Here is a 15,412-nt window from a genome sequence, read left to right on the forward strand (position 1 = left end):
AACATAACTCTGGTAAATTATTGAGATTAAGTCATAATCATGAAAGATACCATGATGATGCCGGGAAGATACTATGGCTAACCTTTACGACCTGAAAAAATTTGATCTTAACTTGTTGGTTATATTTGAATGTATCTATCAACATTTAAGCATTAGCAAAGCAGCAGAAACACTCTATATTACACCTTCTGCCGTAAGCCAGTCATTGCAACGCCTGCGCACGCAATTCAACGACCCTCTATTTATTCGTTCAGGTAAAGGAATTACGCCTACCGTAACAGGCATTAATTTACATTATCATTTAGAAAATAACCTTAACAGCCTGGAACAAACTATTAATATAATGAATCAGTCCAGCCTGAAGAAAAAGTTTATTATCTACAGCCCACAATTGTTGATAACGAAACAATTACTGGAACTGATGAAATATCTGCGTAAAGACCCACAGATTGAAATTGAACATCACGACATTTTGGGAACGGAAGAATCTCCTGAAGATCTTCTCGCCTACCGTAAAGCAGATATTGTCCTCTCGATGTCGCCGATCAGTAATCGCTCCATTGTTTGTACGCACTTTTATAGGGTGGAATGCGTTCTGGTTTGCAGTGAAAACCATCCCCGATTGCGAGAGAGCGTAAGCGTTGAAGAACTGCTGAAAGAAACTTTTACTCATCTCATCGCCGCCGATGATGCCGCAGTAAAAGAGCATCAGACTTTCCTTAATCATGTATTAGCAGAAAGAACTATAGGCTTTAAAAGTAAGTCGCTTATCACTATTGCCAATGCGATTAGCGTGACAGATCTTATTGGTTTTTTACCTAAGATTATTGTGGATTATTATCAACCCACGGTTAAGCTTAGACAAATTTCCACACCTTTTTCTGTTCCTGCTAACCCCCTCTATCTTATGTATAATAGAGCTTCGCTGAATAATAGCGGATTTGCTGAGCTCATTGAGCACATCACAAAAAAGTATTAATAAGAAGGCCCAAGAGGGAGGTAATATAAATTCAATGTATATGTCTACATAATGTATTTATTTAGCAAATATAATAAAGCATTGCAAGTTCATCTAATCCGCTTATCCTTTATGTTAATTATTCGAATATACTCTAGTTAACACATCGGAGACTATCCAGAGATGTCGGTTTATAAAGTTCCGCTTGAGCAAAATGTTCTGGAAGCGGCTCAAGAGCGTATAATGTGGACCCTGGAAACCTTACCCCGGGTCTGCGTCTCATTTTCTGGTGGTAAAGATTCAGGACTTATGCTGCACCTGACGGCAACGTTGGCGCGCAAAATGAATAAAAAGATCCATGTTCTCTTCATTGACTGGGAAGCGCAATTCTCCTGTACCATCGCCTATATTGAATCATTACGTGAATATTACGCGGACGTTATTGAGCGTTTTTATTGGGTCGCATTACCCTTAACCACACAAAATTCCCTTTCACAATACCAGCCGGAGTGGCAGTGTTGGCAGCCGGGTACCGACTGGGTACGACAACCGCCAGAAGATGCGATTACCGATCCGGCCTTTTTTTCCTTTTATCAACAAGGCATGACCTTTGAACAGTTCGTTCGCGATTTTGCCGACTGGTTTTCAGAAAAACGTCCTGCCGCTATGCTGGTCGGTATTCGTTCCGACGAATCCTATAACCGATTTGCCGCTATCGCTAACTCGCATAAGCTGCGCTTTGCCGACGATAAGCCCTGGACCACGTTAGCCCCTAAGGGGCACACCTGGTATATCTATCCCATCTATGACTGGAAAACCGCAGATATCTGGACCTGGTTCGCCAAAACAGGTAAACCCTGTAACCCTTTGTATAATTTGATGTATCAGGCTGGCGTACCGCCCCGTTACATGCGTATTTGCGAACCGTTCGGCCCGGAACAACGACAGGGGTTATGGCTGTATCATGTTATCGAACCTGAGCGCTGGGCGGCCCGGCCATGTGCGCCAGAGTCAGCGGCGCACTCAGCGGAGGAATATACGCCGGACAAGACAGCCATTTTTACGGCCACCGGAAAATTTTAAAACCCGATCACCTTAACTGGGAAGAGTACGCGCTGCTCCTGCTACACAGTATGCCTGAAGTCACTGCCGAACATTACCGTAATAAAATCGCCGTTTATTTGCAGTGGTATAAGAAAAAAGGCATGCACACCATTCCACAAACGCAGCATGGCGATATCGGATCGCGCGATATTCCGTCGTGGCGACGGATCTGCAAAGTATTACTGAACAATGATTACTGGTGCCGGGCGCTGTCATTCAGTCCGACAAAACCTAAGAATTACCAGCGTTATAACGAACGTATGAAAGCTAAACGCCAGGAATGGGGGATCTTATGCAACACCGACTCACAACCGAAATAACTCACTTTCTCTCTGAACTGCCTGAAGAGGAGAGGATCGCCGCCATTAATGAATTTAGAATGGCGATACATAGCGTTAGTCCTTTTCGCGATGAGCCTGTCGATTGTGTCCTGTGGGTGAAAAACGATCATATTTCGCCTAATGACTACAACCCGAATAACGTTGCGCCGCCGGAGAAAAAACTGCTGCTTAAATCGATTGAACAAGATGGGTTTACTCAGCCGATCGTGGTGGTAAAGGCCGATGCCGAGGAGTACGAGATTGTGGACGGTTTTCACCGTCATGAGCTGGGCAAAGGAAAAGCGGCCCTGAAAAGGCGTCTGAAAGGCTACCTGCCGATAACGTGTCTGGACAGAGAACGTCACGAACGCATGGCGGCAACCATTCGGCATAACCGCGCGCGCGGGCGTCACCAGATCCACGCCATGTCAGAAATCGTGCGCGAACTTTCTCTGCTAGGCTGGGACGAGAGCAAAATCGGCCAGGAGTTAGGTATGGACGCCGATGAAGTCCTACGCCTGAAACAGATCAACGGCCTGCAGGAGCTTTTTGCAGACCGTCGATTCTCCAGAGCGTGGACGGTTAAATAACTACAGTTTACACAGGCGCTCTGCGGCGGCCAGCAGCGTTGATTCCTGTTTAGCGAAACATAAACGTATAAGCTGATGCGGGAAAGGGGCAGCGCAAAAGACAGAGAGTGGAATAGCGGCGACACCGACTTCTTCGGTTAGCCACTGACAAAACTCAACGTCATTTAGCGTCGACACTGCGCTGTAATCGATTAACAGAAAATAGGTACCTTCACAGGGCAGCACTTTTAATCGGCTTTGCGCCAGCGCGTTAACCAGCACATCGCGTTTTTTCCGGTAAAAATCGGGTAACGCGCGATAGTGTTCCGGCGCGGCGCGCAGCATATCCGCCAGCGCCAGTTGCGCCGGCGTATTGACGCAAAACGTCAGGTACTGATGAACTTTACGTATTTCGGCGCTAATGGCCGCAGGCGCAACGCAGTAACCAATCTTCCATCCTGTCATATGAAAGGTTTTACCAAACGATGAAACGGCAACCGCCCGCTCTCGTAACTGAGGGTGCGCCAATACGCTGGCATGGCCTTCGACGGCAAAACAAATATGTTCGTACACTTCATCGCTTAATACATAAATTTCCCGCTCGCCGATAGCCTGCCACAGCGCCTCGATATCCTCCTGACGCCAGACGGTAGCGGTGGGATTATGCGGCGTATTGAGGATCACCAGCCGCGTGCGCTCGCTAAGCAACGCCGAAAACGCCTGCCAGTCGACGCGAAAATGCGGCGGCGTAAGCGCTATGCGTTTTAACACGCCGCCGGAAAGCGCCACGGCCGGGGCATAGCTGTCGTAACTGGGATCGAAACAGATAACCTCATCCCTTGCCCGCACCAGCGCGGTAATCGCCGCGTACAACGCTTCTGTCGCGCCCGCTGTGACGGTGATATCACTTACGTCATCGGGTCGATAACCATATATTTCCGCCGTTTTATCGGCTATGGCCTCCCTCAGCGCCTGCGCGCCCGTCATCGGCGCATATTGATTCGCGCCCTGCGCGACATGATAAGCCAACCGCTCGTGCAAATAACGAGGACCATCAAAATCAGGGAAGCCTTGCGATAAATTTATTGCCTGATGTTTCTGCGCCAGCGCGCTCATTTGCGTAAAAATCGTGGTGCCAAGATTGGGCAATTTGCTTTTTGGAATCAGTGGGTTATTTCTCATTATCTTCGTACCCGCCAGTGATGTGGTTATTGACACACTATCACAGGGTGTTAGTATTTGGCAATCAAGACGTTTAGATGTCTAAATATAATAACAGCGGTGAGAAGACCCTAAGGACAACACAACATGAACCACACTGAAATCCGCGTCGTTACCGGCCCGGCGAATTATTTTTCCCATGCCGGAAGCCTCGGAAGACTGACAGACTTTTTCACGCCGGAACAGCTTTCCCACGCCGTTTGGGTGTACGGCGAACGCGCGATTGCCGCCGCCCGGCCTTACCTGCCGGAAGCGTTTGAACGTGCTGGCGCAAAACATCTGCAGTTTACCGGCCATTGTAGCGAACGCCATGTTGCCCAACTGGCGCACGCCTGCAACGACGATCGTCAGGTGGTGATAGGCGTCGGCGGCGGCGCGCTGCTCGATACCGCCAAAGCGCTCGCCCGCCGTCTGGCGCTGCCGTTTGTCGCTATCCCGACGATCGCGGCGACCTGCGCCGCCTGGACACCGCTTTCCGTCTGGTATAACGACGCGGGACAGGCGTTACAGTTCGAAATTTTTGATGATGCCAATTTTCTGGTGCTGGTCGAACCGCGCATTATTCTGCAGGCGCCCGATGACTATCTGTTAGCTGGCATTGGCGATACGCTGGCGAAATGGTATGAAGCCGTTGTGCTTGCGCCGCAGCCTGAAACGTTACCTTTGACCGTAAGACTGGGCATTAACAGCGCGTGCGCTATTCGCGATCTCCTGCTGACCAGCAGCGAACAAGCATTAGCGGATAAACAGCAGCGTCGGCTGACCCAGCCATTTTGCGACGTGGTGGATGCGATTATCGCTGGCGGCGGTATGGTCGGCGGCCTCGGGGAACGCTATACCCGTGTCGCCGCCGCCCATGCGGTACACAACGGTCTGACCGTCCTGCCGCAAACGGAAAAATTCCTGCACGGAACGAAAGTGGCTTATGGCATTCTGGTGCAAAGCGCGCTACTGGGACAAGATGACGTGCTGGCGCAATTGATTGCAGCGTACCGGCGATTTCATCTGCCGGCCCGGCTTAGCGAACTGGACGTGGATATTCATAACACCGCCGAGATCGATAGGGTCATCGCGCATACCCTGCGCCCGGTCGAATCCATCCACTATTTACCGGTGACGTTAACGCCAGACACCCTGCGTGCGGCGTTTGAAAAAGTTGAATTTTTCAGAATATAGCCTGGTGACATTGCGTTTATCAGGCCTGGCAACCCTCAGCAGCAACGCGCGCCGCCTTTTCCACCATAGCGCGCATCCTGCCGCTCGCGGAAAAATTCTTCATAGGTCATCGGCGTCTGATCCGGATGCGTTATGCGCATATGCTCAACATAGTTGTCGTAGTCTGGCACGCCAATCATCATTTTTGCGGCCTGTCCCAGATATTTTCCGGCTTTCGAAAGCGTATCGAACATCGTTGTCACCTGTCATCCAAATGCCCTCTCCTTATTCTGGAGAGGGCTATTGATGTAAAAAGATTAGTGCGCGCCTTTCGCCTGCGTCACGATCTCATCCACATTTTCCGGCATCGGCTCATACGGCGTTTCATTCGCCGTCGGTTTATCAATCTTCAGAGCGGCCAGCGCCGTCTTAATAGAGAAGACCGCCAGCACCACGACCACCACCATAAAGAAGATGGTTAGCCCGGCATCCAGACGGTTATTGAATACCAACTGCGCGAGCTGCGATTCGGTGTACTGCGGCGGAATATTGCCGCTGTCGATCATCGCCTGGAACTTATTGGCAATGGCCAGGAAGCCGATTTTCGCATCCGGACTAAACGCTTTCTGCCAGCCCGCCGTCAGCGTACAAATCAGCAGCCAGGCCGTCGGCACCAGCGCGACCCACGCATAACGCTGACGCTTCATTTTGAACAGTACCACGGCGCAAAGCATCAGCGCCATGCCCGCCAGCATCTGGTTAGCGATGCCAAACAGCGGCCACAGGGTGTTAATACCGCCCAACGGATCGACCACGCCCTGATGGAGGAAATACCCCCACGCCAGCACGCACAATGCCGTAGCAAGCAGGTTCGCTGGCAGCGAATCGGTACGTTTCAGCCCTGGCGACACTACGCCCAACAAATCCTGCAACATAAAGCGCGCCGCACGGGTACCCGCATCCACCGCCGTCAGAATAAACAGCGCTTCAAACAGAATGGCGAAGTGATACCAGAACGCCACATCCATCATGCCGCCCAACGCGCCATGTAAAATGTAGGCCATCCCTACCGCCAGCGTTGGCGCTCCGCCTGCGCGGGAGATAATGGATTGTTCGCCGACTTCATTGGCAATCTGGTGTAACGTATCCGGCGTGATAGCGAAACCCCAACTACTGACCACCTGCGCGGCAGAAGCCACGACATCCGCTGTCCCCGCTGGCGCCAGTACCGCCATCGGGCTATTCATCGCAAAGTAAACGCCCGGATCGATAATACAGGCGGAGACCAGCGCCATAATGGCGACGAAAGATTCCATTAACATCCCGCCGTAGCCGATAAAGCAGGCCTGGCCTTCGTTGGCCAACATCTTCGGCGTCGTGCCGGAGGAGATGAGCGCATGGAAACCGGATACCGCGCCGCAGGCAATGGTAATAAACAGGAACGGGAACAGGTCGCCCGTCCAGACCGGTCCGGTACCATCAACAAATTTGGTCAGCGCCGGCATAGTCAGCGTCGGACGCATAATCAGAATCCCGACCGCCAAACCGACAATCGTACCAATTTTCAGGAAGGTAGAGAGGTAATCACGCGGCGCGAGCAGCAGCCAGACCGGCAGTACCGCCGCGACAAAACCATAACCCACCAGCATCCAGGTAAGCTGCACGCCAGTAAAATCAAAGTACGGCGCCCAGGTTGGGCTTGCCGCCACCCATCCGCCGGAAATAATAGCGAAAATAAGAAATACCAGCCCAATGACCGACACCTCGCCGATGCGCCCCGGACGCAGATAACGCAGGTAGATGCCCATAAAAATCGCCAGTGGAATAGTGAACGCGACAGTGTACGTTCCCCACGGGCTATGGGTCAGCGCTTTCACCACGATCATCGCCAGGACGGCCAGAATGATCACCATGATCATAAAGCAGGCTACCAGCGCGATCACCCCTGCCGTCGCGCCCATCTCCTCTTTAACCAGCTCGCCAAGCGAACGCCCATCGCGCCGGGTCGAGACGAACAGCACCATAAAGTCCTGCACCGCTCCCGCCAGCACGACGCCCGCCAGCAGCCAGATCATCCCCGGCAGATAGCCCATCTGCGCCGCCAGTACCGGCCCGACCAGAGGACCTGCGCCAGCAATGGCCGCAAAATGGTGACCGAACAGCACTTTTTTATCGGTCGGGACATAATCCAGACCATCATTATGACGTACCGCGGGCGTCATACGCGTTGGGTCAACCGCCAGCACTTTTTTGGCGATATAGAGCCCATAAAAACGATACGCAATAAGATAGACACAGACCGACGCCACCACGATCCATAGCGCGTTGATCTGTTCCCCACGATTTAACGCAATATAGCCCAGGGCAAACGCACCCAATACTGAGAGCGCTGTCCAGACGAGGTATTTCCCTGATTTATTCATAGTTGTTGTCCGTTTGGGTGTTCCAGAGAGATGTTACATTTTGTTTCTATAACACCTTTACCGTAATTAACAACACAACAACATGATAAAACCGGATCGTTACCCATTTTTTACATTACAGTGTTAACCAGATCACTTCCTTTCTTCGTTGACGCTGCAATTGCATTTTACTTTGCCAGAACTATCCCATTACCGCCGTTCCCAGGCGACAGGTGCAGCAGCGCCTCCCCTGCTCGTCAAAGAGCGTAATTTCCCAGCTTTGATTCTGCCGCCCCAGATGCAGCGGCAGGCAAACGCCGCGTACTTTCCCCTGCGAGACGGCGCGGTGGTGGGTGGCGTTTAACTCGGTCCCGACCACGCACTGCCCGTCGCGGGTCATCAGATAACCCGCCATTGATCCTAACGTCTCCGCCAGCGCTGCCGATGCGCCGCCGTGTAGCAGACCAAACGGTTGATGAGTGCGGGCATCGACAGGCATTTCCGCCTCCAGCACGTCATCGCCCAGACGGGTGTAAACAATGCCCAGATGCGCCACCAGCGTGTTCTGACTGGTAGCGTTCAATTCATCCAGCGTTAAATGCCGTTTCCAGATCATCGTCAGGCTCCCAATGTTGAACCGCCGTCCACCACGATATCCTGCAAGGTAATGTGGCTGGCCAGATCGGAGGCAAGAAACAAAATGGTATTGGCTATCTCCTGCGGACGGGCGATTTTACCGAGCGGTATGCCGAGCTTAAACTGTTCGCCGAAACCGCGAATACGCTGCTGTTCGGCATCTTCACTCACCCATAACGTGCGCTGCATATCGGTGTCAGTCGAACCAGGCGACACCACATTACAGCGCACCCCGCAGCCCGCCAGCTCCAGCCCTACGGTTAGCGCCAGGCTTTTCAGCGCCGCTTTAGAGGCACCGTAGGCGCTCATACCGATACGCGGCGTATGCGCCGCATCTGAGGCTACGGTGACAATCGCCCCTCCCTCCTGACGGCGAAACTGCGCCATCGTCTGCGAAAACAGGTTAAATGCCCCGCCCACATTGACCGCAAATGTCTGCTGCCAGTCGTCGACGCTAAGCGCATCGGTCGCTCCCATACGTAAAATACCGGCGGCGTTGACCAGCACATCCAGCCGCGGCGTTTTTTGCAACACACGCTGGCACACCTGCGCAACCTGTGCGGCATCCGCCACATCCATGACTTCGGTAGCAAAGGGATAATTCTCTTGCGTAAATTCGCGATCGAAGCCGATCACCCGCGCCCCGGCGTCGACAAACGCCAGCGCCGTCGCGTAACCGATCCCTTTCCCCGCCCCGGTCACCCATACCGTTTTGTCTGAAAAATCAAAGCCGGTCATTACTCTACCCCGCGAGAAAGCAGCGCCCACCAGGCGTCAATGGTCGGGTTTTTCGCCAGCATCACGAAGTCGATATCGCCGTGTACTTTACGCCAGCGCGCTGCCAGCCCCATCATGCGTACTGAATCCAGGCCATAATCAATCAGGTTTTCATCATCCAGCGGCTCGTCGGTCTCATCCAGCAACGGCAGAATCAACGCCCGCAGCGCCGCTTTACTGGCAGGAACCGGCGTCGGCAGCAGCGACTCGGTCATGACGACGCGACCGGAACGCCCCGCCACATAGTTCAGCGCCATCAGATGCTCTTCCCGGCTGAAATCCGCCAGCGCATCCGCCACCATAAACGGCTTAATGTCGCGCATAAACGCATCGGTAGCGGTGGTCATACAGCCAATATGCGCATACACGCCGGTAATGATGAGCTGATTGCGTCCGGTATCTTTTAACATCTGTTCCAGCGGCGAGCGGTGAAACGCGCTATAGCGCCACTTCACCAGCACCGTATCTGCCTCATCCGGCGTTAAGGCTTCTACCACCTTCTGCTGTTCCGGAGAGCGCGTCAGTCCCGGCCCCCACATATCATTGAGTAACGCGCGATCTTCATCGCTTTGCTCTTTCGGCTGAGCGGTGTAATAGACCGGGATATGATGTTCCTTACAGTACTGGCGCAGAGCGGCGATATTGGCAATCACCTGGTCCATCATTGGGCAGTTGCGGCCCCAAAAGCTGACAAAGTAATCCTGCATATCGTGGATGAGCAGCGCCGCGCGCTCCGGCTCAAATGCCCAGTTCACTTTGTTGGTCGGGATATCCAGTGCGGTGGGCAGCGCGTAAGACTGTAGTTTTGGAATGGCCATCTCTCTTTCTCCTTCAGAGCGGTGAACGTGACGCCAACCGCTGGCGTAATTGTTTTTTATCGACTTTACCAACCGGCGTCAGCGGCAGTGACGCAACGCACTCCACGCGATCCGGTAATTTAAATTCCGCCACGCCCTGCTCTCGCAGGAAACGGCGTACCTGTACCGCTCGCAGCGGCTCTTTTACCACCAGATATGCGCAACTTTTTTCCCCCAGCAGTTCATCTTCCATGCTGACCAGCGCCGCATGGATCACCGCCGGGTGGCGCAGTAACAGGTTTTCTATCTCTTCGGCGGCTATCTTCTCGCCGCCCCGATTGATCTGATCTTTTTCACGCCCGTGAACGGTGATGTAGCCGTCTTGATCAATGGAGATCAGATCGCCGGAGCAGTAAAAACCTTTGGCGTCAAAGGCGCTGGCATTGTGTTGCGGACTGTTGAAATAGCCGCGAAAAGTATAGGGGCCGCGCGTCATCAGACGACCAATCTCGCCCGGCGGCAGTGGATTCCCGTCGGCATCCGCCACCCACACTTCGTCGTCCGGACACATGGGTCTTCCCTGGGTATTGATAATCCGTTCCGGACTATCGTCCAGCCGGGTATAGTTCACTAACCCTTCCGCCATGCCGAAGACCTGCTGCAACTGACAACCAATTTCAGCCGGAATACGGGCGGCCAGCGTCGCAGAAAGCCGCGCGCCGCCGACCTGCAATAACCTTAATGACGCCAGCGGCGCATTGCCGCCCCACTCCTGGATAGCCTGTAGCCATAGACTGACCGCGGGCGGCACCAGCGCCGTGGCATTAATCTGGTGTTTTTCGATCAGCGGGAAACAGAGCGTGGCGCTGGGATCGGTCGCCAGCACTACCGTTCCTTTGGCGAGAAAAACGCCCAGCGCGCCCGGCGAACTCATGGCGTAGTTATGCGCGGCGGGAATCGCGCACAGAAAACGCGTCTCCTCGTTGAAACCGCAAATCTCATTGCTGCGGCGCACGCTGTAGTAATAGTCGTTATGGGTACGGGGAATAAGCTTTGGCGTGCCGGTAGTACCGCCGGAAAGCTGAAAGTAGGCCACTTCGTCAGCAGGTGATGGCGTGGCGGTGAAATCTTCCGCCGCCTGCCGCATCGCCGCGTCCAGGCTGTGATCGCCGTCGTCGTTACGCAATAACACCACCCGCACAGAGCGGTGTTCAGCCACAAACGTGTTGAGAAAGTCCTCGCCGGCGAACAGCGTATGTTGGCGATCGGCAATCACCAGCGTCGGCGCGATCTGCATCGCATAGGCGTTAAGTTCGGTACGTTGATGGCTAAACAGCGCCAGAACAGGCGCTACGCCAAGCTTCAACAGGGCGAAAAAGGTGATATACAGTTCCGGTACATTCCCCAGTTGCACCAGAGCGGTTTCGCCAGGTTTGATGCCCTGATGGCGTAAATAGCAGGCCAAATTATCTGCGGCCTGGTTGAGCTGGCGATAGCTGAATGCGCGCTCGCCTTCAATGACCGCCGTCTTGTCGCTGTCAGCGTGGCGGGTCAGAATATCGGTCAACGGCACGTCTTGCCAGTAGCCTTTTTCACGATAACGGCGGGCAAATTCATCCGGCCAACGGGTGAAAGGTATACGCATCATCGTTCCTTAATGCAGTCCAAAAACGTTCAACATCGTAGAGAGCTTGACGCCGGTTTCCCGCCACTCGCCGACTGGCGAAGAGGCAGGGACAATCCCGGCGCCGGCGAACAGGCGCACCTGATTACCGTGCAATTTCGCACAACGAATCGTCACTACCCACTCGCCGTTTCCTTCGGCGTCGCACCAGCCGACAATGCCGCCAAACAGTTCACGATCGAACGGTTCCAGTTCAGCAATCAGCTTTTTCGCGACCTGATGGGGGAAACCACTTAACGCTGGGGTCGGATGCAGCAGACAGGCCAGCGTCAGCGCGTTTTCTCCGGCGTTGGCCTTGCCCTCAAACGGCGTACCGAGATGCCATAGCGTCGGCGTGGTGATCAACTGCGGAGAGGAAGGTAATTGCAGTTCCGTGCTGCGATTGCGCAGGATCTGCTTCATCGCCTGCGTCACCAGCTCATGTTCATGGCGATCTTTTTGTGAAGCCAGCAGTCGGTTTCCCGCCTCGCGATCCAGAACGTCATCCGGCTGTCGGCGTGCCGAGCCTGCTAACGGCAGCGAACTAAACCGCTCGCCCTCCTTGCGTAGCAGCAATTCGGGGCTGGCGCCCAGCAGAACGCCGCCATCCGCCAGTGGCACATGGAAGTTGTAACTAACTGGATTCTGCGCAACCAGCCGCTCCAGCAATGCTCCGCTATCCACCGCCACATCAGTGGTGATATCTATTAACCGGGAAAGCACCACTTTATCGACGTCTGGCGTGGCGGTCAGCATAGCCGCGCGTGCGACCATCGCTTCAAAAGCATCCTGCTCCGGAATCGCCTTTCGCGCCGTCACCGTCAGCGGCTGATGGTCAGTAAAATAACGCGCCGTGCGCTGCTTTTGCTGGCGAGAAAAGGACTGCCACGCCATCGGGATAAATAGCGACGACGGCTGACGGGTATCAAAGGGGATCGCCCCCACCAGGATAGGGTTGGCGATGCCCTGCGATTTGGCCTCGGCAAACTGCTGGCGCAATTTCTGCTGGAAAGGGCTATCCGGCGAATCTCCGGCAACCGCAGGCTCGGTATAACGGGCGAAGCACCCGGAAGTGGTAAAACTGCGATACGGCGACATGAAGAAAAAGCGATCGGGAGCAAGCGTTGCCATTGTCTCCTGAGCGTCCTCGGCCAGTGACATATCCATATCATCCTCCAATGATAAAGGCTTATATACATTTCATCTTTCAAGCTGCCTCTTTGTTGGCTGCGCTCAGAAACCCCGGTCACACAGTTATCTATGCCCGCGGGGATTTCTTCCCTTGCCGTTGCGATGCTTCTTGAATGATTTTGTGTATAATAATGATTATTATTTCTATTTTTAGTGCGCTAACCTAAGAGTAAAACGTCGCTCTGTCAACTCTGGTCATGAGTTAAATGGCACTAAGGCTTGCATCTCGCTGCCGCTGATATGAAAATGAGAAGCATTAACTTTATTAATAACAGGACGCTATTGTGAGACTCCCCGCCTTTTATCGTTGGCTGCTTTTAGTGGTTGGTTTATCAATTTCAGGAATATCCTTAGCCCAGGACGCCAGTTGGCCCCGGCAAATCCAGGACAGCCGCGGCGTTCATACTCTGGACCACAAACCCGCGCGTATCGTCTCTACCAGCGTGACGTTGACAGGCTCGCTGCTGGCGATTGATGCGCCCGTCGTCGCCAGCGGAGCCACTACGCCGAATAACCGCTTTGCTGACGATCAAGGGTTTATGCGCCAGTGGAGCGACGTAGCAAAGGCTCGCCATGTCGCCCGGCTGTACATCGGCGAACCGAATGCCGAAACGGTCGCCGCGCAAATGCCGGATCTCATTTTGATTAGCGCCACCGGCGGCGACTCCGCGCTGGCGCTTTACGATCAGCTCTCTGCTATCGCGCCGACGCTCGTCATCAATTATGACGATAAAAGCTGGCAGAGTTTGCTCACGCAGCTTGGCGAGATCACCGGCCAGGAGAAACAGGCCGCCGCGCGAATAGCGGAATTTGAGGCACAACTGACGACGGTTAAACAGCGAATCGCCCTGCCGCCGCAGCCGGTTAGCGCGCTGGTGTATACCCCTGCCGCGCATAGCGCCAATCTGTGGACGCCAGAATCAGCACAAGGCAAGCTATTGACGCAGTTAGGCTTTACGCTGGCGACATTGCCCCGAGGACTGCAAACCAGCAAAAGCCAGGGTAAGCGCCACGATATCATTCAGCTTGGCGGTGAAAATCTGGCCGCCGGGTTAAACGGCGAATCTCTTTTCCTGTTTGCCGGCGACAACAAAGATGTCGCGGCCCTTTACGCCAATCCGCTGCTGGCGCACCTGCCAGCGGTGCAAAATAAGCGCGTCTATGCCCTGGGCACGGAGACGTTCCGTCTGGATTATTACAGCGCAACATTGTTGCTTAACCGGCTGGCCGCCCTGTTTTAGCCTTATCGGAGTCTTATCCGACTGACCAGACCGATTTTGTCAGTCGGATAAACGCCCCTTCATCAGCCAGCATCGCTAACCGGCGGCGTCTGGCGAAAACGACGTAGCTCGCCCAGCACTAACAGCAGCAGCAAACCGATAATCACCAGCCCGAATCCACTCACGCTCGCGGACGCGACCGGCGTCATCATTGCGCCAAGACCGCCTAACAGCGCCGCGCCGATAGCGTCTCCCGTGACGTTTTGCGCGGTCCACAGGCCGTTCATTCGCCCCAGCATATTTTCCGGCGTCTGGGTTTGCAGCAGGGTGTATTGTAATAACGAACTGATGGCGCTAAGCCAGCCAAACAGCGCCAGACAGATAACACCTGCGATCCAGACCGGCATGATGGCGAACAGCCCCACCGCCAGAAAAGAACCGATTGTCGAAACCAGCATAATGAGCCCCGGACGAACGCTATGCGCCAGTTGTCCGCTGGTCAGCGCGCCAATGGCCGCCCCCAGCGGAATTGCCGCATACAGCAAACCGATTTGCGCCGCCGACATCTGCCAGCTCATCGCCAGCGCCGGATAGAGGACGCGTACCGCGCTTGCCATCGTCACCAGACCGCCAAGCAGCGCAATACCGCCGATAAGCGGACTGGCGAGCAAAAAACGAAATGCCGCCAGTAACGCGATAAATGGATTTTCCCGCGGCTGCGGAGGAACAGGCAGTCGCGGCAGCGTCAGTAGCGGCAATAGCGTAATAAACGTCCCGGCGGCCGCCAGCCCATAGTTCCAGGCTACGCCGCCGCTGGCAAGCAATATGCCCCCCAACATCGGGGAAATAACCGATCCCAGACGTACCGTCAGCATGGTAATCGCGCCAGCCTGCATCACATTTTCTCTTCCGACCAGCGCTGGCGTCGCCGCCAGTAACGCGGTCACGCCCAGAGACGCGAAAAAGCCGTCCCACAGGCCAAGGAGATATATCGCCAACAATGAGGGTTCCGGCAGCAGCGCGTTCACGCACAGGCCAATAAAGCCAATACCGCAAGTACCGCGCGCCAGCAGAATCACCTTTTTGCGTTCGTAGCGATCGGCCAGCACACCGCCCACCATTAAGCCAATAAACATGGCGCCGCCGGTTAACGTTACCGACAGCCCCACCTGCCAGGTGGAGTGCGTCATCATTTGGATCTGTACCGGAACCGCCACGCCAAGCAGCCCCAGCGAGACAATAGAGATAAAACGGGCCAGAAATACTGCGCGAAATGCAGGGTGCGTCTTCAACAGGCTGAGATTGAGCAGCCAGGATTGTCGATTCATTACAACGCCTTAATGCGAGTTTTTTTAAATATCCATTCAATGGCTGCACATGCTAACATAACCAAATAAGA

13 protein-coding genes and 1 pseudogene are annotated in these 15,412 nt (G+C 54.2%); 5 read left to right on the plus strand and 9 right to left on the minus strand.

Translation table 11 applies throughout. From position 1 onward, the window contains the following. Positions 1-73 precede the first annotated feature (73 nt). From citR to NA330_RS10995, 3 genes and pseudogenes are all read left to right on the plus strand, one after another. On the plus strand, positions 74-979 hold the full coding sequence (gene citR / locus NA330_RS10985; RefSeq protein WP_000002487.1) for a DNA-binding transcriptional repressor CitR: 906 nt from the start codon (positions 74-76) through the stop codon (positions 977-979). A 162-nt stretch (positions 980-1,141) separates the two neighbouring features. Next, positions 1,142-2,382, plus strand: a pseudogene (locus NA330_RS10990) (phosphoadenosine phosphosulfate reductase). Next, entirely contained in the window at positions 2,355-2,972 is a 618-nt protein-coding gene (locus tag NA330_RS10995; RefSeq protein WP_001164755.1) for an IbrB-like domain-containing protein, read from the plus strand. The pseudogene NA330_RS10990 and the gene NA330_RS10995 overlap by 28 nt, the downstream one beginning before the upstream one ends. Here the strand turns inward: NA330_RS10995 and NA330_RS11000 are convergent, their stop codons facing one another. Beyond that, entirely contained in the window at positions 2,973-4,133 is a 1,161-nt protein-coding gene (locus NA330_RS11000) for a pyridoxal phosphate-dependent aminotransferase (RefSeq protein ID WP_023242310.1), read from the minus strand. A gap of 126 nt (positions 4,134-4,259) precedes the next feature. Between NA330_RS11000 and NA330_RS11005 the strand changes: the two genes are divergently transcribed. Beyond that, positions 4,260-5,348 carry an oxidoreductase gene (locus tag NA330_RS11005; protein WP_023242309.1) on the plus strand — a complete coding sequence of 363 codons (1,089 nt, stop codon included), beginning with the start codon at positions 4,260-4,262 and terminating at the stop codon, positions 5,346-5,348. A 35-nt stretch (positions 5,349-5,383) separates the two neighbouring features. On the opposite strand, the gene NA330_RS11010 is transcribed toward NA330_RS11005, so the two are convergent. The 7 genes from NA330_RS11010 to entC form a co-directional block, all read right to left on the minus strand. Continuing rightward, positions 5,384-5,581, minus strand: coding sequence for a YbdD/YjiX family protein (locus NA330_RS11010; protein ID WP_000460619.1), 198 nt, complete (start codon positions 5,579-5,581; stop codon positions 5,384-5,386). A 63-nt stretch (positions 5,582-5,644) separates the two neighbouring features. Then, positions 5,645-7,750, minus strand: a complete 2,106-nt coding sequence (gene cstA / locus NA330_RS11015) for a pyruvate/proton symporter CstA (RefSeq protein WP_001043108.1) — start codon at positions 7,748-7,750, stop codon at positions 5,645-5,647. 181 nt (positions 7,751-7,931) lie between these two features. Next, entirely contained in the window at positions 7,932-8,345 is a 414-nt protein-coding gene (gene entH / locus NA330_RS11020; RefSeq protein WP_000637966.1) for a proofreading thioesterase EntH, read from the minus strand. A 2-nt stretch (positions 8,346-8,347) separates the two neighbouring features. Continuing rightward, positions 8,348-9,103: a 2,3-dihydro-2,3-dihydroxybenzoate dehydrogenase EntA gene (gene entA, locus NA330_RS11025; protein ID WP_023242308.1), complete on the minus strand. Its 756-nt coding sequence runs from the start codon at positions 9,101-9,103 to the stop codon at positions 8,348-8,350. Further along, entirely contained in the window at positions 9,103-9,960 is an 858-nt protein-coding gene (locus tag NA330_RS11030) for an isochorismatase (RefSeq protein ID WP_001007166.1), read from the minus strand. Before NA330_RS11030 ends, entA begins: the two co-directional genes overlap by 1 nt. 13 nt (positions 9,961-9,973) lie before the next feature. Beyond that, positions 9,974-11,584, minus strand: a complete 1,611-nt coding sequence (gene entE, locus NA330_RS11035; RefSeq protein ID WP_023242593.1) for a (2,3-dihydroxybenzoyl)adenylate synthase EntE — start codon at positions 11,582-11,584, stop codon at positions 9,974-9,976. Between the two features lie 9 nt (positions 11,585-11,593). After that, positions 11,594-12,769: an isochorismate synthase EntC gene (entC, locus tag NA330_RS11040; RefSeq protein ID WP_023242592.1), complete on the minus strand. Its 1,176-nt coding sequence runs from the start codon at positions 12,767-12,769 to the stop codon at positions 11,594-11,596. A 308-nt stretch (positions 12,770-13,077) separates the two neighbouring features. Between entC and fepB the strand changes: the two genes are divergently transcribed. Then, positions 13,078-14,034 (plus strand): Fe2+-enterobactin ABC transporter substrate-binding protein, encoded by a 957-nt coding sequence (fepB, locus tag NA330_RS11045; RefSeq protein ID WP_023242591.1) that lies wholly within the window; start codon positions 13,078-13,080, stop codon positions 14,032-14,034. 62 nt (positions 14,035-14,096) lie between these two features. Here the strand turns inward: fepB and entS are convergent, their stop codons facing one another. Continuing rightward, positions 14,097-15,341: an enterobactin transporter EntS gene (gene entS / locus NA330_RS11050; protein WP_023242590.1), complete on the minus strand. Its 1,245-nt coding sequence runs from the start codon at positions 15,339-15,341 to the stop codon at positions 14,097-14,099. Positions 15,342-15,412 lie beyond the last annotated feature (71 nt).

This window comes from Salmonella sp. NW722 (genome assembly GCF_051702785.1).
Taxonomy (GTDB): Bacteria; Pseudomonadota; Gammaproteobacteria; order Enterobacterales; family Enterobacteriaceae; genus Salmonella; species Salmonella enterica.

Excerpts from the sequence above, each read along its gene's own strand:
- entE (WP_023242593.1), bottom strand. The coding sequence starts at position 11,584 with ATGCGTATACCTTTCACCCGTTGGCCGGATGAATTTGCCCGCCGTTAT.
- NA330_RS11005 (WP_023242309.1), top strand. The coding sequence starts at position 4,260 with ATGAACCACACTGAAATCCGCGTCGTTACCGGCCCGGCGAATTATTTT.
- citR (WP_000002487.1), top strand. The coding sequence starts at position 74 with ATGGCTAACCTTTACGACCTGAAAAAATTTGATCTTAACTTGTTGGTT.
- NA330_RS11000 (WP_023242310.1), bottom strand. The coding sequence starts at position 4,133 with ATGAGAAATAACCCACTGATTCCAAAAAGCAAATTGCCCAATCTTGGC.
- entC (WP_023242592.1), bottom strand. The coding sequence starts at position 12,769 with ATGGATATGTCACTGGCCGAGGACGCTCAGGAGACAATGGCAACGCTT.
- NA330_RS11010 (WP_000460619.1), bottom strand. The coding sequence starts at position 5,581 with ATGTTCGATACGCTTTCGAAAGCCGGAAAATATCTGGGACAGGCCGCA.
- NA330_RS11030 (WP_001007166.1), bottom strand. The coding sequence starts at position 9,960 with ATGGCCATTCCAAAACTACAGTCTTACGCGCTGCCCACCGCACTGGAT.
- entH (WP_000637966.1), bottom strand. The coding sequence starts at position 8,345 with ATGATCTGGAAACGGCATTTAACGCTGGATGAATTGAACGCTACCAGT.
- entA (WP_023242308.1), bottom strand. The coding sequence starts at position 9,103 with ATGACCGGCTTTGATTTTTCAGACAAAACGGTATGGGTGACCGGGGCG.
- NA330_RS10995 (WP_001164755.1), top strand. The coding sequence starts at position 2,355 with ATGCAACACCGACTCACAACCGAAATAACTCACTTTCTCTCTGAACTG.
- entS (WP_023242590.1), bottom strand. The coding sequence starts at position 15,341 with ATGAATCGACAATCCTGGCTGCTCAATCTCAGCCTGTTGAAGACGCAC.
- cstA (WP_001043108.1), bottom strand. The coding sequence starts at position 7,750 with ATGAATAAATCAGGGAAATACCTCGTCTGGACAGCGCTCTCAGTATTG.